This is a genomic window from Stenotrophomonas sp. CASM114 (genome assembly GCF_049384325.1).
Taxonomy (GTDB): domain Bacteria; phylum Pseudomonadota; class Gammaproteobacteria; order Xanthomonadales; family Xanthomonadaceae; genus Stenotrophomonas; species Stenotrophomonas muris.
Map to the genome: position 1 here is coordinate 65,893 of NZ_JBMRGJ010000008.1, position 17,816 is coordinate 83,708.

Here is a 17,816-nt window from a genome sequence, read left to right on the forward strand (position 1 = left end):
CAAGGGTCAGGGATGCGCGGCGAGGAAACGCTGCACCTGTTCCTGCAACCAGCGCGGATCATCCCACATCAGGAAGTGGAAACCCTGCGCGCTCATCGCGATCTGCACGCCCTGCAGTTTCGCGTACTGGGCCTGGAACACCGCACGCGTGCCGTCCTCGGTGCCGCCCAACGGCTGGTAGCCGGCCCAGCTGCCGAGCACCAGCGTCGGCGCGGTGATCGAAGCGATGCTGTCGCGCAGGTCGGTGGTCATCACCGCATGCATCGCATCGGCCGTGGTCCGGCGGTCGCTGGCTTCGCCCCAGCGGCCCAGCTCGGCCTGGCGCTGCGGATCGCGGGTCATGCCCGGCAGGCCCGCCTTCAACTGCGCCTGCCATTGCACGGCATCGGCGGCCAGCATGCCGCTGCGCAGACGGTCGGCCATCGGCCGCACGCTGTCAGCGGTGGCACTCGGGTCGCGCGCCGCCGGCAGGAACGGCAGGGCATCGACCACCACCAGTGCGCTGATCGCCTTCGGCTCGGCCTGCGCCATCTGCAGGCCCAGCACGCCACCGAGGCTGTGGCCGACCACCACCACCGGCCCCAGGTGCTGGTCATGCAGGTAGGCCAGCAGCTGCCCGCGCATCGCCGGCAGGAAGCCGGCCGGGCGCGGGTCGGCCGCTGCCGCGCCAGCAAAGCCCGGCAACTGCACCAGGTGGCACTGCACGTCCTTCAGGGCCAGGCAGGTCTCGCGCCAGGCCTCGGCGCTGCTGTTGAGGCCGGGGATCATCAGCAGCGGTCGCCCCATGCCGACCACCTCGACCTGTACCTTGCCAGCGGTCGAGCCGGTGGCGGCATGCGCGGAACCGGAGCCGAGCACGGCCATCGCCATGCCGATCATCGCCAGCCGGGCCAGGGCCTTCATCGCGTACCAGAGTGCCAGGAAGATCTTCATCGTGTGCTCCTTCATCAGGTGGGGGGTGCCGGGATGGGAGCAGCGTGCGCCCGGCTACGGCAGCCAGGTTGCGATTCCGGAGCAACGGCCGCAGACCCGGGCAAACGGTCGCCGGCGGCGGACGGTGCCAGTCCATGCAGCCAACTAACATCCATCTTGATGAAGCGATATACTGACCCGCACCCGCCGCTGCCGCCCGTGCCATGACCGCCATCAGCTTCGAGTTCTATCCGCCCAAGACCGACGAACAGCGCAGCCAGCTGGACCGCGCCGCGGCCAGGCTGAAGGACTACGGCCCCGAGTACGTGTCCTGTACCTTCGGCGCCGGTGGCTCGACCCTGAGCTATACCTCCGAGACCGTGCGCCACCTCAACCAGCACCACGGCTTCGAGGCTGCACCGCACCTGTCCTGTGTCGGCGGCACCCGCCAGGAAATCCGCGAACTGCTCAAGCTGTACCGCGCCATCGGCTGCCATCGCCTGGTCGCGCTGCGTGGCGACCTGCCCTCCGGCATGGGCTTCCCCGGTGACATGCGCTACGCCGCCGAGCTGATCGACTTCATCCGCGCCGAACACGGCACCGCCTTCCGCATCGAAGTCGGTGCCTATCCGGAGACCCATCCACAGGCCTCCGATGCACTGGCCGACCTGAAGCACTTCAAGGCCAAGATCGATGCCGGCGCCGACGCGGCGATCACCCAGTATTTCTACAACCCGGATGCGTACTTCCACTTCGTCGATGCCGTGCGCCGGCTCGGCGTGCAGGTGCCGATCACGCCCGGCATCATGCCGATCGCCAACTTCAGCCAGCTGCGCCGCTTCTCCGAGCAATGCGGTGCGGAGATCCCGCGCTGGATCAGCCGCAAGATGCAGGCCTATGGCGATGACGCCGAATCGGTGCGGGCGTTCGGTACCGAAGTGGTGGCCAAACTGTGCCAGCGCCTGATCGAGGGCGGCGCGCCGGGCCTGCACTTCTACACCTTGAACCTGGCCAAGCCGACCACGTCGGTGTTGAAGCTGCTGCACGGCTGAAAGCACGCCATGCCACCGCGATCGGCGCTACCCTGCGCCGATGAACCGGTTTTCCTTCCTGCTGTTGCTGCTGCCGCTATGCGTGCTGTCGAGCGTCGCCCACGCACAGTCCACGCGCCTGAACCGCTGCACTGATGCGCAGGGCCAGAGCGTGTATACCGACCGGCCCTGCGACAGCGTTGGCGCCCGGTCGCGATTGCCACCGCCCGCGCCCACCGGCAGCACCCTGCCACGCGACACCCTGGGTGCGCGCTGCCCACGACGCCTTAGCGAGCTGGTGGAGGCACTGCGCACCGGCATCGTCAGCAACGATGTGAACCGGCTGTCCTCGCTGTACCTGTGGGGTGCGGTCTCCGATGCCGGCGCGCAGCGCATCCTCGGCCAGTTGGAATCCTTGGCACGGCGGCCACTGGTGGACGTGGTGCCGGTGTATCCGCCACAGGGGCTGGCGTCCTCGCAGGAAGAGGGTCAGAGCCCTGCGGCGCAGGAATCCGACCCTGAGCCGCCAGCGCCACGGCATCCGGTCGGCCTGCGCCTGGAGCAGACGCTGCCCGGCAGCGCGTCGCGAGCGTCCACGGTGCTGGGATTGCGGCGGCAATACGGATGCTTCTGGATCACGTTGTGATCGGGAGGGGTCGGATCCCTTCCCAGCGGAAAGGGCTCCGACCCCGGATTGCCGCGATGGGGTCAGAGCCCTGCTGCGCAGGGATCTGACCCTGCATGCCGGCTCACGCCGGCCACAGCCCACGAATCGCAGCGATGCCCTGCCCGCCATGCCGACGCGCTTCGGCGATATGGCCGGCGGCCATGCCGCCCAACGCGTAGATCGGCAGCGATACCTGCGCGCGCAGCGCAGCGAAGGCCTCCCAGCCCAGCGGCACCGCCCCGGGATGGCTGGCCGTGGCCTGCACCGGGCCGAGCACCGCGAAGTCGCAGCCCAGCTGCTGCGCCGCCTGCAGCTGCTCCAGGTCGTGGCAGGACGCGGCGACCAGCTGTCCTTCCGGCAAGGGCCGCTCCTGCAGGGCCAGCAACTGCTCGCTGCCCAGGTGCACGCCCACGCCCAGTGTGCGGGCCAACGCGACATCGCGGTTGAGCAGCCACTGCACGCCGCGACGATGCGCGCGCACGGCCTGTTCGATCATCGCCTGCCGTTGCGGATGCTCCGGCGGCAGGCGCAGCTGGATGCGCTGCTGGCCCGCCGCCACTGCCTGCTGCAGCCGTTCATGCCAGTGCTGCACGCCGCCGGCATCTTCGGCCGGCGCCGGCGTGATGAGGTAGCGATCCGGTTGGCGCAGTGCGGCCACCACCGGCAGGTCGGCCGGCGGCATGGAATAGCGGCCCAGCTTGTCCTGCGCCACCCAGGTGATCGCCTGGCCCTCGCGCCCGCGCGGTGTGCCCTTCCAGCTGCGCACGTGGCGCACTTCCAGGGTCAGGTGCTTGTCCGGATAGCGCTGCGGCACATCCATCAGCCAGGGCCCGACATCGGCCTCGATGCCCAGCTCTTCGCGCAGTTCACGCACCAGCGCCTGTTCGGAGGTCTCGCCGGATTCGCGCTTGCCGCCGGGGAACTCCCACAGGCCAGCCATGTCGCGGTTCTCGGTACGGCGGTTGAGCAGCACGCGGCCACGGGCGTCGGTGATGACGGCGGCCACGACATGGATCGATCGGGTGGGAGAAACCATGGGGCCAGCATGCCCAGAACAGGGCGGCCAGCGCAATCACGAATCCGCGCCGGATCGCCCGCGCCAAAGCAGAAGGCCCCGCTTGCGCGGGGCCTTCCGGGGTCAGCTCAGCTGGCCGTGGCAGTGCTTGTACTTCTTGCCACTGCCGCACGGGCACGGATCATTGCGGCCGATCTTCGGCTCGTCGCGCTGCAGCGTGGCCACGCCCTGCTGGGCGGCTTCGACCTGCGCGGCTTCCTCGTCGGCGCTGTAACCGCCGGCATCCTGGTGCTGGAACTGCGACTGGCTCAGGCGCGCCTGCGCCTGCTGGCGCTCGGCCGCTTCCAGCGCCTGCACTTCCTCGTCGCTGCGGATGCGCACGCGGGCCAGCAGGGTCACCACTTCGCGCTTGACGTTCTCCAGCATGTCCGAGAACAGCTCGAAGGCTTCCTTCTTGTATTCCTGCTTCGGCTGCTTCTGCGCGTAACCACGCAGGTAGATGCCCTGGCGCAGGTAATCCATGCGCGCCAGGTGCTCCTTCCAGCTCTGGTCCAGCACGGTCAGCATCACGTGCTTCTCCAGCGCGCGCATGGTTTCTTCGCCCAGGCCGGCTTCCTTCTCGGCGAAGTGCTGGTTGACGCGCTCCTGGACCTTGGTGGCGATGGCCTCGGCGTCCAGCTCTTCGTGTTCCTTGACCAGGTCGGTCAGCGACATCTGCAGGCCGAAGTCCGACTCCAGGGTCGCTTCCAGGCCGCGCAGGTCCCACTGCTCGTCGATCGAGTTCGGCGGCACGAAGCGCGCCACGATGTCGAAGATCACGTCGTCGCGGATGCCATCGACATTCGCCTTCACCGACTCGGCATCCAGCAGCTCGTCGCGCTGGGCGTAGATCACCTTGCGCTGGTCGTTGTTGACGTCGTCGAAGTCCAGCAGGTTCTTGCGGATGTCGAAGTTGTGGGCCTCGACCTTGCGCTGCGCCTTTTCGATCTGCCGGCTGACCAGGCGGTCCTCGATGACGTCGTCTTCCTTCATGCCCATCATGCGCATGGCCTTCTGCACCCAGTCGGAGGCGAAGATGCGCATCAGGTTGTCTTCCAGCGACAGGTAGAAGCGGGACGAACCCGGGTCACCCTGGCGGCCCGAACGGCCGCGCAGCTGGTTGTCGATACGACGCGATTCGTGGCGCTCGGTGCCGACGATGTGCAGGCCGCCCGCCGCCTTCACTGCCTCGTGGCGCTTCTGCCATTCGGCCTTGACCGCTGCCTTCTGCTCGTCGGTCGCGTCCTCGCCCAGGGCGTGGATCTCGGCTTCCAGCGAACCGCCCAGCACGATGTCGGTACCACGGCCGGCCATGTTGGTGGCGATGGTCACCGCCCCCGGTCGGCCAGCGTTGGCGACGATGGTCGCTTCGCGGTCATGCTGCTTGGCGTTGAGCACTTCGTGCTTCACGCCGGCCTTGCTCAGGTGCTCGGACAGCATTTCCGAGGTTTCGATCGAGGTGGTACCCACCAGCACCGGCTGGCCGCGCTTGGCGCACTCTTCGATGTCGGCCAGCACCGCATTGAACTTGCCCTTGCGGTTGAGGAACACCTGGTCCGGACTGTCCTTGCGGATGGTCGGGCGGTTGGTCGGGATCACCACCACTTCCAGGCCGTAGATGCTCTGGAACTCGAATGCTTCGGTATCGGCCGTACCGGTCATGCCGGACAGCTTCTTGTACATGCGGAACAGGTTCTGGAAGGTGATGCTGGCCAGCGTCTGGTTTTCGCGCTGGACCGGCACGCCTTCCTTCGCTTCCACCGCCTGGTGCAGGCCATCGGACCAGCGGCGGCCGGCCAGGGTGCGGCCGGTGAATTCATCGACGATGACCACTTCGCCGTCGCGCACGATGTAGTCCACGTCACGCTGGTAGATCGCGTGCGCGCGCAGGGCGGCGTTGAGGTGGTGGACCACGGTCAGGTTCTGCGCCGCGTACAGGCCTTCGGTCTCGCCGTCGAGGATGCCGGCTTCAACCAGCAGCTGCTCGGCGTGCTCCATGCCCGCTTCGGACAGGTGCACCTGCTTGCCCTTCTCGTCGACCCAGAAATCGCCCTCGCCGTCTTCCGCTTCCTGCTTGACCAGGTGCGGCACGACGCGGTTGACGCGGATGTACAGCTCCGGGGAATCATCGGCCGGACCGGAGATGATCAGCGGGGTACGCGCTTCGTCGATCAGGATGGAGTCGACTTCGTCGACGATGGCGTAGTGCAGGCCGCGCTGGTAACGGTCGGCCTTGGACAGCGCCATGTTGTCGCGCAGGTAGTCGAAGCCGAATTCGTTGTTGGTGCCGTAGGTGATGTCGGCCGCGTAGGCTTCGCGCTTGTCGCTGTGCGGCATGCCCGGGTACACCACGCCCACGCTCAGGCCCAGCCAGTTGTACAGCTTGCCCATCTGCGCGGCGTCGCGGCGAGCCAGGTAGTCGTTCACGGTGACCACGTGCACGCCCTTGCCTTCCAGCGCGTTGAGGTACACCGGCAGGGTCGCCACCAGGGTCTTGCCTTCACCGGTGCGCATTTCTGCGATCTTGCCCAGGTGAAGCACCATGCCGCCGATCAGCTGCACGTCGTAGTGGCGCATGCCCAGCACGCGGCGGCCGGCTTCGCGGCAGACCGCGAACGCTTCCGGCAGCACCTTGTCCAGGGCTTCACCGCCGGCGATGCGCTGCTTGAACTCCGGCGTCTTGGCCTGAAGCTGCTCGTCGGAAAGCTTCTCGATCTCCGGCTCCAGCGCATTGATCTTGGCGACGATGCGGTTGAGCTGGCGCAGCTGTCGTTCGTTACGACTGCCAAATACGCGGGTAAGCAGGCTGTTGATCATTGAAGGAACCGGGTTGGATGGACACGACGCCCGGCCTCCCCCTTGGGATCCGTCCGCCGCAAACGAAACAGGGCGCCTGGCGCCCTGTCGATGGCAACACCCATTGTAGCTTGGGACGGGCGGCTGAGGTTTCAAGCGCCAATCCGGTCGCAATCGCCCCGGATTCGGCAAAGAAACACGGATGCGGGGTCGGACCCCTTTCGCCATGGCGAAAGGGCTCTGACCCCAGCCCTCAACCGAATCGGGTCAGAGCCCTTCCGCGGCGCGGAAGGAATCCGACCCGGGCATCAGCCGCGGCTGACGCGGCCGACCGGCGTGTTGCCGCCGTCGCCGAGGAACTTGCGCGGGTTGACCACGTTGCCGTTCTCCCACACCTCGAAGTGCACGTGGGCACCGGTCGAACGGCCGGTGGAACCGGCCTTGGCCACTTCCTGGCCGGCGCGGACCAGGTCACCGGCCTTCACCACCAGGCGCGAATTGTGCGCGTAGCGGGTGACATAGCCGTTACCGTGGTCGACATCGACGACGTTGCCATAGCCGCCCTTCACACCAGCGAAGCTGACCACGCCTTCGGCCACGGCCATCACCGGGTCACCGACCTTGGCGTGGAAGTCCATGCCCTTGTGGGTGGCGGCGCCGCGGCCGAACGGGTCGGCACGGGTGCCGAAGCCGGAGGTCACGTAGCTGTTGCGGATCGGCATGCGCGACGGCACGGCGTTCTGCTGCAGCTGGTGGTCGAACATCAGCGATTCCATCACCGACAACTGGCGGCCTGAAGCAGCAAAGCGCTGCTCCAGCACCTGTAAGTCGGCGTTGACGTCCTTGACCGGGATGTCGCTGGTCGGGCCGCCGGCGTCGCCATCACCGAGGCCGGGGGTCTCGTTGAAGTCGAATTCGCCATCTTCCAGCTTGCCCATCTGGGTCAGCCGTTCGCCGAGGGCGTTCAGGCGGGTGGCCTGCGCCTGCAGCTCGCCGAGGCGGGCGGCCAGCGCGTTGACCTGGGTCTGCGCATCGCGCTTGACCTTGGCCAGCTCCGCATCCTGGCGCTCGACCTTGGCCTGCAGGCGCGAATCATTCAGCGCACTGGCGCCAATGCCGCCGGCAAGGCCGATAATGCAGCCTACCCCGAGCACGCTGCCCAGCAGGGCGCGGGGGCGGTCCTCGAAATAGAACCGCAAACGCGTGATCGGCGACGCCTTGGCCTGTCCTTCACGCGTTTTGATTACGATCTTTTTGAATGCCATCAGTGAGTTTTCATGTCTGAGCCGAAATCCAGCGTTCGCCCCGCGTCAGTGCCGAAACCGGCGCTGGATGCGGTAATGGCGGACAAAAGCGGGAACCCGCTGCGTCGGGCCTTGTGGCTCGACGCGCTGGACCGGCAGTTGCGCCCCCAGTTGCCGCCACCTCTGCGCAGCCGCTGCCGGCTGGCCAATGTGGACGGGGAACACCTCGTTTTTCTCGTCGAGTCCCCGGTCTGGCATGCCAAGTTGCGGCTTGCCGAAGCCCAGTTGCTCGACGCGGCCCGTTCCATCGGGCTGAAGGCCACCAGGGTGACCATCAAGACTGCGTCCACCACTCCCTCACGCTCCCCAGCGATCGACAACCGGAATGGCCCCCACGCAGTTTCAGCCGCCACGCACAAAGGGCTACGCGACGCCTTGGCTTGCCTGCAGGACGTTCCCTCGAAGCCGAAGAAGCGGTCCTGATGGCAACGGAGCATCCGGCTCCGCTCCCCGTCGCGCGTGTCACCACGGCGTGAAACATTTCGGGGGCCGGGTCGCATCCTAGCGGCCAACCGGGGGCCTGTCGTTAGATTGAAGTTAAAATGTCGTTAAATTCAGGCTTCCGATCCAACAGGTTCACAAAACCGTGACCTTGAACCGGCCTTGACGCCTTTCAAGCACGCTGAATGCGTCGCCAGCGCCGGAAACAACGACGCCGCCCTGGAAGGCGGCGTTTTTATCTTGAAATTCAACGATCTATGGAATCAGGCGTAGGCCGGGGTGGCATATTCCACCGGATCCGGGCTGGTCGGCGAGTCGAAGCTGACCCATTCCCAGGCGCTGGCGTCGGCCATCAGGGCCCGCACCAGCTTGTTGTTGAGCGCGTGGCCGGACTTGAAGCCCTCGTAGGCGCCCAGCACCTGGCCACCGGCCAGGTAGAGGTCGCCAATGGCGTCAAGGATCTTGTGGCGCACGAATTCGTCGGCGTAGCGCAGGCCGTCTTCGTTGAGCACGCGGAACTCGTCCAGCACGATGGCGTTGTCCATCGAACCGCCCAGGCCCAGGTTGCGCTCGCGCATGTATTCCAGGTCGCGCATGAAACCGAAGGTGCGCGCGCGGGAGATTTCCTTGGTGTAGGCCAGCGTCGAGAACTCGATTTCCTGCCGCGACTGCTTGGCCGGGATCATCGGGTGGTCGAACTGGATGGTGAAGCCCAGCTTGTAGCCCTCGTACGGGGTGAAGCGGGCCACCTTGTCGCCCTCGGTCACCTCCACGGTCTTGAGCACGCGGATGAAGCGCTTGGGCGCATCCTGTTCGACGATGCCCGCCGACTGCAGCAGGAACACGAACGGGCCGGCCGAACCGTCCATGATCGGCAGCTCGGCCGAGGACAGTTCGACGATGATGTTGTCGACACCCAGGCCGGCCAGCGCCGACATCAGGTGTTCGACGGTCTGGATCTTTGCGTCGTTGCAGGTCAGGCCGGTGCACAGGGTCACTTCGGTGACCAGTTCGGCCTTGGCCGGCACCTCCACCACCGGGTCCAGGTCCACGCGGCGGAACACGATGCCATGGTTGACCGGTGCCGGGCGCAGGGTCATGTAGACCTTGTCACCACTGTGCAGGCCAACGCCGGTGGCGCGGATCGTGTTCTTGAGGGTGCGTTGCTGGATCATGGGGGATGGACCGGAAGTGACACATTAGATTAACACGCGCACTCCCCTACCCCGGCTGAAACGCCAGTTGCAGCCACCGGCAGGATCCACCGGCACGCCGCTGGAAAGCGCGTGAAGCAGGGCGGCCGGGCCCATCCTGGCCCGGCGCCCGCGTTTTCAGGACATGGTGGCGCAACCCGGGGAGGACAACCCCGGGCCGCCCCGCTTAGTCCGCCTGGCGGCGCAGGAACGCCGGGATGTCCAGGTAATCGTTCGGCAGTTCCGCCGCCGCCGGGGCCGAAGCGGCCGGGGCCGAAGGGGCGGAGGCCGCTGCGGTATCGCTGCTGGCGCGACGCAGGCCCAGGCCCATGCCACCCACCGCCTTGGAGACGGCATCGCCGCCGTTGTCGAACTCGCCGAACTCCGGCTGGCCGGTGGTGGCGTTGCGGACCAGCTTGATCGGCGCACGCTCGCCCGGACGCTGGGTCTTGCTGGCCGAGACGCGGTTCAGGCCGGTGGCCACCACGGTCACGCGCACTTCGTCCTGCATGTCCGGATCGAGCACGGTGCCGACCACCACGGTGGCATCTTCGGAAGCGAAGCCATCGATGGTGCGGCCGATCTCGTCGAACTCGGCCATGGTGAAATCGGCGCCGGCGGTGATGTTGACCAGGATGCCGTTGGCACCAGCCAGGTTCACATCGTCCAGCAGCGGGTTCTGGATCGCCGATTCGGCAGCGGCCTGGGCGCGGTCATCGCCACGGGCGGTGCCGGTACCCATCATCGCCAGGCCCATTTCAGACATGACGGTGCGCACGTCGGCGAAGTCGACGTTGATCAGGCCCGGACGCACGATCAGGTCGGCGATGCCCTGCACGGCGCCCTGCAGCACGTCGTTGGCAGCGCGGAAGGCCTGGATCATGGTCGCGTTGCGACCCAGCACGGTGATCAGCTTCTCGTTCGGGATGGTGATCAGCGAGTCGCAGTGCTGGCTCAGTTCCTCGATGCCCTTCAGCGCCACCTGCATGCGGCGACGGCCTTCGAACGGGAACGGCTTGGTGACCACGGCCACGGTCAGGATGCCCATTTCCTTGGCCAGCTGTGCCACCACCGGCGCAGCGCCGGTACCGGTGCCGCCGCCCATGCCGGCGGTGATGAACACCATGTCGGCGCCCTGCAGCGCGTCCATGATGCGCTCACGGTCTTCCAGCGCGGCCTGGCGGCCGACTTCCGGGTTCGCGCCTGCGCCCAGGCCCTTGGTCACGTTGGTACCCAGCTGCAGCTGCAGCTTGGCACCACAATTCTTGATGGCCTGCGAGTCGGTGTTGGCAGTGATGAATTCCACGCCATCCACTGCCGAGTTGACCATGTGCGCCACGGCATTGCCGCCGCCGCCGCCCACGCCAACCACCTTGATCACCGCATTGGGTGCCATCTTTTCGATCAGTTCAAAATGCGCCATGTCCGTGTCCTCGTTGTATCCGCTTTCGCTGGCATGGGCATTCGGGCGTCCTGCCGTCCTGCTGCATGCCGACGTTGCGGCTGTGTGGGTTGTGTGTAGCCGGTACTGCGTTGTGATGCGGGTACTGCGGGTGTTGCGCCCGGGCGAGGCCCGGGTTTTCGGGTTCCGCGTCAGAACTCGCCGCGGAACCAGGTCTTGAGTTTCTTGAACATGCTTCCGGCGCGCCCGGTGGGCAGCGACGGCCGCCGCGGGTGCTCGATCTGGCTTCCCATCAGCAGCAGGCCCACGCCGGTGGCGTGCACCGGGTTGCCGACCACTTCGCCCAGGCCGGTGACGTGCTGCGGGATGCCCACGCGCACCGGCATCTGCAGCATTTCCTCGGCCAGTTCGACCACGCCTTCCATCTTCGACGCGCCACCGGTCAGCACCATGCCGGCGCGCACCAGCTCCTCGAAGCCGGAGCGGCGCAGTTCGGCCTGCACCATCTCGAAGATTTCCTCGTAGCGGCCCTGCACGGCCTGCGCCAGCGAATGGCGCGGCATGCGGCGCGGCGGGCGGTCGCCCACCGACGGCACCTGGATGCTCTCCTCGGCCGTGGCCAGCTGGGCCAGGGCGCAGGCATAGCGCACCTTGATCTGCTCGGCTTCCGGGGTCGGCGTGCGCAGCATGTGCGCGATGTCGTTGGTCACGTGGTCGCCGGCGATCGGCAGCGAGGCGGTGTGGCAGATCGCACCCTGCACGAACACCGCGATGTCGGTGGTGCCGGCGCCCATGTCGACCAGCACCACGCCCAGCTCGCGCTCGTCGGCGGTCAGCACTGCCACGCTGGAGGCCAGCGAGGACAGCACCAGGTCGTCCACCTGCAGGCCGCAGCGCTGCACGCACTTGCTGATGTTGGCCGCCGCCGACTGCGCGCACACCACCAGGTGCGCATGCACTTCCAGGCGCACGCCGGTCATGCCGACCGGGTTGCGGATGCCTTCCTGCGAATCGTCCAGCACGTACTCGCGCGGGATCGCGTGGAGGATCTTCTGGTCGGCCGGGATCGCCACCGCCTTGGCCGCGTCGAGCACGCGATCCAGGTCGCCCCAGGTCACTTCACCGTCGCGGATCGGCACGATGCCCGGCGAGTTCTTGCACTGCACGTGGTTGCCGGAAATCGAGGCGTACACCGAACGGATCTCGCAGCCGGCCATCAGCTCGGCTTCTTCCACCGCGCGCTGGATCGACTGCACGGTCGATTCGATGTCCACCACCACGCCGCGCTTCAGCCCGCGCGATTCGTGCGAGCCGATGCCGATCACTTCGATCGGGTTGCCCGGCGAATACTCGCCCACCAGCGCCACCACCTTGGAGGTGCCGATGTCCAGGCCAACGATCAGCGATTTGTCACCCTTGCGATTCATGTCCTTTCCTGCGTGCTTCTGGCCGGGGTCGCCGGCGTTTTCGCCGGCGTGGCCGGGGTACCCCAGCTCAGCGTGAAACCATTGGTGTAACGGAGGTCGGCGCGCTCGATCGGCGCGTCCTGACGGTTGAGCTGCGGCAGTACCTTGACGAAGCGCTGCATGCGCGAGCGCGCGTCGTCGCGGCCGACCACCACTTCGGTGCCGTTGCTCAGCACCAGCGACCAGCTGCCGCGTGCGTCCATCGTCACCCGGCGCACATCGACGCCGGCCGGTGCGAACAATGCACGCGAGTCGCTGTACAGCTTCATCACTTCCGCGGTCTGGCTGTCCGGGCCATCCAGCTCCGGCAGCGCCAGGTCGGACAGCTTCTTCGGCGTGGGGAACAGCTTGCCCTGCTCGGACACCAGGCGGTCGGTACCCCAGCGGGCGAACGGCTTGTGCTCGACCAGGGTCACTTCCAGCACGTCCGGCCACTGCTTGCGGACCTGCGCGCTTTCCACCCACGGCAGCTTCTCCAGGGCGTCCTGCGCGTCCTGCAGCTTGACCGCGAAGAAACCGGCGCGCGCATACGGCAGCAGCACCTGCTGCAGCTGTTCGGCCGGCACCCGCTTGAACTCACCATGCACGCGCAGCTTCGCCAGTGGCCAGCGCTCGGCGCCGACCCAGCCATTGACCACGGCCACCACCGGCAGTGCAACCACCGACAGCGCCAACAGCCAGACGAAGATGCGCAGCACCGCGTTCATGCGTGCGAGGCCTCCAGGGTCTGTTCCAGCACGCGCCACACCAGTTCCTCGAAACCGATGCCGGCCTGGCGGGCCGCCTTGGGCACCAGCGAATGGCTGGTCATGCCCGGCGCGGTGTTCACTTCCAGCAGGAAGAAACGGCCGCTGTCGCGATCGCGCATCACGTCCACGCGGCCCCAGCCACGGCACCCGGCGGCACGGAACGCGGCCAGCGCGATGCGCCGGATGTCCTCTTCGTCGCCACCGTCCAGGCCCGGGCACAGGTACTGGGTGTCCTCGGCGATGTACTTGGCGTTGTAGTCGTACCACTGGCCCTTGGGCACGATGCGGATCGACGGCAGTGCGACGTCGCCAAGGATGGCCACGGTCAATTCGTCGCCGACCACCATCTGCTCCATCAGCAGCTGGCCGTCGTAGCGCGCGGCCAGGGCCACCGCTTCATCCAGCCCGGCGTCATCGGTGACCCGGCTGATGCCCACGCTGGAGCCTTCGTTGGCCGGCTTCACCACCACCGGCAGGCCGAGTTCGGCGGCATTGGCGTGCACGTCCTCGGCAGTGACCTTGCGGTACTGCGGGGTCGGCAGGCCCAGCGACAGCCACACCTGCTTGGTGCGGATCTTGTCCATGCTCAGCGCCGAACCCAGCACGTTCGAGCCGGTGTACGGCACGCCGAAGGCGTCCATCAGGCCCTGCACGATGCCGTCCTCGCCGCCACCGTTGTGGCCGTGCAGGATGTTGAAGACGCGATCGATGCCACCGGCGGCGAGCGCGCTGGCGAGCGCCGGAATGCCGTCCACCGCGAACGCATCGACGCCACGCGACTGCAGGGCTTCGAGCACGTTGCGGCCCGAATCCAGCGACACCTCGCGTTCGCTGGAACTGCCGCCCAGCAGCACGGCGACGCGGCCGAACTCGGCCGGGTCGGTCACGCGCAGCGGCGGGAAGGTCAGCGTGCTCACGCCTGGCCCTCCCCCTTGAAACCTTCCACCGCGATATGGGTGGCCACGGCACCGATGTCGCCGGCGCCCATCATCAGCAGCAGGTCACCGTCCTGCAGCACGTCCGGCAGCACGCTGGCCAGCTCGGCGGCCTTGCCCACCACCACCGGCTCACTGCGGCCACGCGCGCGGATGGCACGGGCCAGCGCGTGCGAGTCGGCGCCGGCAATCGGTTCTTCACCGGCCGGGTAGACCTCGCTCAGCACCAGCGCATCAACGCTCGACAGCACGGCGGCGAACTTGTCGAACTGGTCGCGGGTACGGCTGTAGCGGTGCGGCTGGAAGGCCACCACCAGGCGCTTGTCGGCCCAGCCACCACGAGCGGCGGCGAACACTGCCTCCAGCTCGCTCGGGTGATGGCCATAGTCGTCGATGATGCGGACCTTGGCGCCACTGGCGGTGGTCACCTCGCCCAGATCGTTGAAGCGACGGCCGACACCGGCGAAGCCCTCCAGCGCGCGTGCGATCGCGTCCGGGGCCACGCCCAGCTGCCAGCCCACCGCAGCGGCGGCCAGCGCGTTGAGCACGTTGTGCCTGCCCGGCAGCGCCAGCACCACTTCCTGGCTGGTGCCCTGCGGCAGGCGCAGGGTGAAGCGCATGCGCGCCCCTTCCTGCACCACGTTCTCGGCGCGCACGTCGGCCTGCGGGCTCATGCCGTAGCTCATCACGTGGCGCGGGGTCCTGGCGGCCAGCGCGGCGACTTCCGGATCATCGATGCACAGTACCGCCAGGCCGTAGAACGGCAGGCGCTGCAGGAACTCGGCAAACGCCGCCTGCACGCGGGCGAAATCGTTGCCGTAGTTTTCCAGGTGGTCGGCATCGATGTTCGTGATGATCGACATCAGCGGGTTCAGGCGCAGGAAGCTGCCATCGCTTTCATCGGCCTCGGCCACCAGCCACTGCCCGCCACCCAGCTTGGCGTTGGCACCGGCGGCCAGCAGCTGGCCACCGATCACGAACGTCGGGTCCAGGCCACCTTCGCTCAGCACCGCAGCGGTCAGGCTGGTGGTGGTGGTCTTGCCATGGGTACCGGCCACGGCGATGCCGCGGCGGAAGCGCATCAGCTCGGCCAGCATCGCCGCACGCGGCATGATCGGAATGCGCTGGCTGCGTGCTTCCATCAGTTCCGGGTTGTCTTCGCGGATGGCACTGGAGACCACCACGCAGTCGGTGCCCAGCACGTTGGCCGCGGAGTGGCCGCGCATGATGCGCGCCCCCAGGCTGGCCAGGCGGCGGGTCGCCACGTTGTCGGCGTTGTCCGAGCCGGACACTTCATAGCCCAGCGTCAGCATCACTTCGGCGATACCGCTCATGCCGGTGCCGCCGATGCCGACGAAATGCACGCGCGGGAACGCGCGCACCAGGTCGTTGGTGTCGTGCAGGCGGCGGATCATGCGCGGCCTCGCGCAGGGCAGGCGCGGTGGCATGCCTTCTTCATACAGCTTCCTCGAGAATGATATCGGCGATGCGCTCGGCGGCATCGACCTTGGCCAGGGCACGCGCGGCTTGCGCCATCTGCATGCGGCGGGCGGGATTTTCGGACAGATCGCGCAGCAGTGCGGCAATGCCGTCAGCCAGCGTTCCGTCCTGCTTCAGCAACACCGCCGCGCCGCGCTCGACCAGGTACTCCGCGTTGCGGGTCTGGTGATCGTCGACGGCAGCGGGGAATGGCACCAGCACGCTGCCGACACCGACCGCGCACAGCTCGGCCAGCGTGGACGCGCCGGCGCGGCAGACAACCAGGTCAGCCCAGGCAAAGGCTTCGGCCATGTCGGCGATGAACGGCGTGATTTCCGCCTGCACACCGGCCTTGGCGTAAGCCTCCACCGCTTCGGCATGCATCTTCTCGCCGCTCTGGTGGCGCACCTGCACCGGCAGGCCGGCGCCCAGCGCGGCAATCGCCTGCGGCACGCCGGTATTGAGGGCACGCGCGCCCTGGCTGCCGCCCACCACCAGCACCCGCAGCGGGCCCTGCCGGTCGGCGAAGCGCTGTTCCGGCGGCGCGATGGCAGCGATTTCCGCGCGCACCGGGTTACCGACGAACTCCTCGCCCTTGGCGAAGGTGCCCGGGAAACCGGTCAGCAGGCGACGCGCATAACGCGACAGGATGCGGTTGGTCAGGCCCGGCGCACGGTTCTGCTCATGCACGATCAGCGGCAGGCCATGCAGGCGCGTGGCCATGCCACCGGGGCCGGAGGCAAAGCCACCGAAGGCGACCACCGCGCGCGGCTGGCGCTGGCGGATGATGAGCCCGGCCGCGCGCAGCGCGCGCATCAGCCGCCACGGCGCCGCCAGCAGGGCCAGCTTGCCCTTGCCGCGCAGGCCAGTGATGGCCAGCGTATCGATGGCGATGTCGTGCTGCGGCACCAGGCGGGTTTCCATCGCACCGTCGGCGCCCATCCATGTCACCGGCACGCCGCGCTGGCGCAGCACGCGGGCCACGGCCAGGCCGGGGAAGATGTGACCGCCGGTGCCTCCGGCCAGGATCATCACCGGGCGCCCACTCTCGGTGGCTGCACTCATGACAGCCTCCCGAAGGTCGGTTCGATGCGCGACTGCAGGCGGCTGGTGCCACGTGCGGCGCTCGCTGCAGCGGACGCGGGTGCGACCGGCTCGGCACGCGTCGGCACGCTGGCGTCCACCGCTGCGGCGGGCTTGTCCATCGGTTCGGCCGCGGCGTCTTCGGCGCCACCGATGCGCACGGCCTGGCGGCGCTCGGCGCGCTTGAGTTCATACGACACGCGCAGCAGCAGGCCCATCGCCACGCAGGTCATCAGCACCGACGAACCGCCGGAGGAGATCAGCGGCAGGGTCAGGCCCTTGGTCGGCAGGATGCCCAGGTTCACGCCGATCGAGACGAAGGTCTGCATGCTGATCCACAGGCCGATGCCGAAGGCGATGTAGCCGGAGAAGTGGCGCTTCATTTCCACGCAGCGCATGCCCAGCCAGAAGGTGCGGCCGACCAGCAGCGCATACAGCGCCACGATCACGCAGGTACCCAGGAAACCGAATTCCTCGGCGGTGACCGAGAAGATGAAGTCGGTGTGCGCTTCGGGCAGGTAGTACAGCTTCTGCACGGAGTTGCCCAGGCCGACGCCGGTCCATTCACCACGGCCCACCGCCATCAGCGCGTTGGACAGCTGGTAGCCGTCGCCCTGCTGGTCGGCCCACGGGTCCAGGAAGGAGGTGATGCGGCGCATGCGGTACGGCTCGATGATCGCCAGCGCGCTCATGCCGACCAGGCCGATGATCACCGGCATCGACATGCGCGGCATGTTCACCCCGCCCAGCACCAGCATGCCGGCGGTGATCGCCAGCAGCAGGGTCGAGGAACCGAAGTCCGGCTGCAGCAGCAGCAGCACCACCAGCGCACCGGCCACGCCCAGCGGCTTGAGCATTGCCGGCCAGGTCGCATTGACCTCGTCGCGGAAACGCACCAGGTAGCTCGACAGCCAGACGATGTAGAGCACTTTCACCGCTTCGACCGTCTGGAACTTGGAAATGCCCAGGTTGATCCAGCGGCGCGCACCGTTGACCGTGCTGCCCAGTCCCGGTGCGAACACCGCCAGCAGCAGTACGAAGCAGCCCAGCAGCAGCATCTGGTTGTACTGCTCGATCGACTTCAGCTCGGTGCGGGCGGCAATGACCGCCAGCACGATACCCACCGCCAGGAAGATCAGGTGGCGGTTGAGGTAATAGAACGGGCTGCTCATCAGCGCGATCGAGCTGGAGGCCACCATCACCACGCCGACACCGGTGAGCGCGATGATCGCGCCCAGCAGCCACTTGTCGTAGCTGCCTTCGATGGCTTCAAGGCGTGTTGCCTGGCGGGACAGGTCGTTCAT

General features: G+C 67.5%; 14 protein-coding genes and 1 pseudogene. 3 read left to right on the forward strand and 12 right to left on the reverse strand.

The annotated features are described in order from the left end of the window. Nucleotides 1–6 precede the first annotated feature (6 nt). The gene (locus VG566_RS10550; RefSeq protein ID WP_100449344.1) at nucleotides 7–933 is read right to left on the reverse strand and encodes an alpha/beta fold hydrolase; all 927 of its coding nucleotides are present in this window, start codon (nucleotides 931–933) and stop codon (nucleotides 7–9) included. Nucleotides 934–1,136: 203 nt separating this feature from the next. Between VG566_RS10550 and metF the strand changes: the two genes are divergently transcribed. Both metF and VG566_RS10560 read left to right on the forward strand, forming a co-directional pair. Further along, nucleotides 1,137–1,964, forward strand: a complete 828-nt coding sequence (metF, locus tag VG566_RS10555) for a methylenetetrahydrofolate reductase [NAD(P)H] (RefSeq protein WP_032956691.1) — start codon at nucleotides 1,137–1,139, stop codon at nucleotides 1,962–1,964. Nucleotides 1,965–2,004: 40 nt separating this feature from the next. After that, complete coding sequence (locus VG566_RS10560) at nucleotides 2,005–2,589, forward strand: DUF4124 domain-containing protein (RefSeq protein ID WP_241884700.1); 585 nt, start codon at nucleotides 2,005–2,007, stop codon at nucleotides 2,587–2,589. Nucleotides 2,590–2,692: 103 nt separating this feature from the next. On the opposite strand, the gene VG566_RS10565 is transcribed toward VG566_RS10560, so the two are convergent. From VG566_RS10565 to VG566_RS10575, 3 genes are all read right to left on the reverse strand, one after another. Continuing rightward, nucleotides 2,693–3,646, reverse strand: coding sequence for a Nudix family hydrolase (locus VG566_RS10565; RefSeq protein ID WP_049406070.1), 954 nt, complete (start codon nucleotides 3,644–3,646; stop codon nucleotides 2,693–2,695). Between the two features lie 102 nt (nucleotides 3,647–3,748). Further along, nucleotides 3,749–6,481: a preprotein translocase subunit SecA gene (gene secA / locus VG566_RS10570; protein ID WP_014645947.1), complete on the reverse strand. Its 2,733-nt coding sequence runs from the start codon at nucleotides 6,479–6,481 to the stop codon at nucleotides 3,749–3,751. 287 nt (nucleotides 6,482–6,768) lie between these two features. After that, complete coding sequence (locus tag VG566_RS10575) at nucleotides 6,769–7,725, reverse strand: M23 family metallopeptidase (protein WP_014645946.1); 957 nt, start codon at nucleotides 7,723–7,725, stop codon at nucleotides 6,769–6,771. Nucleotides 7,726–7,737: 12 nt separating this feature from the next. On the opposite strand from VG566_RS10575, the gene VG566_RS10580 reads away from it, so the two are divergent. Then, the gene (locus VG566_RS10580; RefSeq protein WP_032956682.1) at nucleotides 7,738–8,187 is read left to right on the forward strand and encodes a DUF721 domain-containing protein; all 450 of its coding nucleotides are present in this window, start codon (nucleotides 7,738–7,740) and stop codon (nucleotides 8,185–8,187) included. A 281-nt stretch (nucleotides 8,188–8,468) separates the two neighbouring features. Here VG566_RS10580 and lpxC read toward each other — a convergent pair whose 3' ends face one another. The 8 genes and pseudogenes from lpxC to ftsW form a co-directional block, all read right to left on the reverse strand. Continuing rightward, on the reverse strand, nucleotides 8,469–9,380 hold the full coding sequence (gene lpxC, locus VG566_RS10585; protein WP_032956680.1) for a UDP-3-O-acyl-N-acetylglucosamine deacetylase: 912 nt from the start codon (nucleotides 9,378–9,380) through the stop codon (nucleotides 8,469–8,471). A gap of 205 nt (nucleotides 9,381–9,585) precedes the next feature. Then, on the reverse strand, nucleotides 9,586–10,821 hold the full coding sequence (ftsZ, locus tag VG566_RS10590; protein WP_005415297.1) for a cell division protein FtsZ: 1,236 nt from the start codon (nucleotides 10,819–10,821) through the stop codon (nucleotides 9,586–9,588). 170 nt (nucleotides 10,822–10,991) lie between these two features. Further along, nucleotides 10,992–12,227: a cell division protein FtsA gene (ftsA, locus tag VG566_RS10595; RefSeq protein WP_005408083.1), complete on the reverse strand. Its 1,236-nt coding sequence runs from the start codon at nucleotides 12,225–12,227 to the stop codon at nucleotides 10,992–10,994. 68 nt (nucleotides 12,228–12,295) lie between these two features. Next, nucleotides 12,296–12,973, reverse strand: a pseudogene (locus VG566_RS10600) (cell division protein FtsQ/DivIB); the annotation flags it as partial. Next, nucleotides 12,970–13,932 (reverse strand): D-alanine--D-alanine ligase, encoded by a 963-nt coding sequence (locus tag VG566_RS10605; RefSeq protein ID WP_014645943.1) that lies wholly within the window; start codon nucleotides 13,930–13,932, stop codon nucleotides 12,970–12,972. The gene VG566_RS10605 and the pseudogene VG566_RS10600, both read right to left, overlap by 4 nt. Further along, complete coding sequence (murC, locus tag VG566_RS10610) at nucleotides 13,929–15,365, reverse strand: UDP-N-acetylmuramate--L-alanine ligase (RefSeq protein ID WP_197561952.1); 1,437 nt, start codon at nucleotides 15,363–15,365, stop codon at nucleotides 13,929–13,931. Before murC ends, VG566_RS10605 begins: the two co-directional genes overlap by 4 nt. A gap of 40 nt (nucleotides 15,366–15,405) precedes the next feature. Next, on the reverse strand, nucleotides 15,406–16,494 hold the full coding sequence (gene murG, locus VG566_RS10615; RefSeq protein ID WP_049406067.1) for an undecaprenyldiphospho-muramoylpentapeptide beta-N-acetylglucosaminyltransferase: 1,089 nt from the start codon (nucleotides 16,492–16,494) through the stop codon (nucleotides 15,406–15,408). Further along, on the reverse strand, nucleotides 16,491–17,816 hold the full coding sequence (ftsW, locus tag VG566_RS10620) for a putative lipid II flippase FtsW (protein ID WP_053495603.1): 1,326 nt from the start codon (nucleotides 17,814–17,816) through the stop codon (nucleotides 16,491–16,493). Before ftsW ends, murG begins: the two co-directional genes overlap by 4 nt.

Coding starts and splice junctions, on each gene's coding strand:
- VG566_RS10550 (WP_100449344.1), bottom strand. CDS start 933: ATGAAGATCTTCCTGGCACTCTGGTACGCGATGAAGGCCCTGGCCCGG.
- metF (WP_032956691.1), top strand. CDS start 1,137: ATGACCGCCATCAGCTTCGAGTTCTATCCGCCCAAGACCGACGAACAG.
- VG566_RS10560 (WP_241884700.1), top strand. CDS start 2,005: ATGAACCGGTTTTCCTTCCTGCTGTTGCTGCTGCCGCTATGCGTGCTG.
- VG566_RS10565 (WP_049406070.1), bottom strand. CDS start 3,646: ATGGTTTCTCCCACCCGATCGATCCATGTCGTGGCCGCCGTCATCACC.
- secA (WP_014645947.1), bottom strand. CDS start 6,481: ATGATCAACAGCCTGCTTACCCGCGTATTTGGCAGTCGTAACGAACGA.
- VG566_RS10575 (WP_014645946.1), bottom strand. CDS start 7,725: ATGGCATTCAAAAAGATCGTAATCAAAACGCGTGAAGGACAGGCCAAG.
- VG566_RS10580 (WP_032956682.1), top strand. CDS start 7,738: ATGTCTGAGCCGAAATCCAGCGTTCGCCCCGCGTCAGTGCCGAAACCG.
- lpxC (WP_032956680.1), bottom strand. CDS start 9,380: ATGATCCAGCAACGCACCCTCAAGAACACGATCCGCGCCACCGGCGTT.
- ftsZ (WP_005415297.1), bottom strand. CDS start 10,821: ATGGCGCATTTTGAACTGATCGAAAAGATGGCACCCAATGCGGTGATC.
- ftsA (WP_005408083.1), bottom strand. CDS start 12,227: ATGAATCGCAAGGGTGACAAATCGCTGATCGTTGGCCTGGACATCGGC.
- murC (WP_197561952.1), bottom strand. CDS start 15,365: ATGATCCGCCGCCTGCACGACACCAACGACCTGGTGCGCGCGTTCCCG.
- murG (WP_049406067.1), bottom strand. CDS start 16,494: ATGAGTGCAGCCACCGAGAGTGGGCGCCCGGTGATGATCCTGGCCGGA.
- ftsW (WP_053495603.1), bottom strand. CDS start 17,816: ATGAACGACCTGTCCCGCCAGGCAACACGCCTTGAAGCCATCGAAGGC.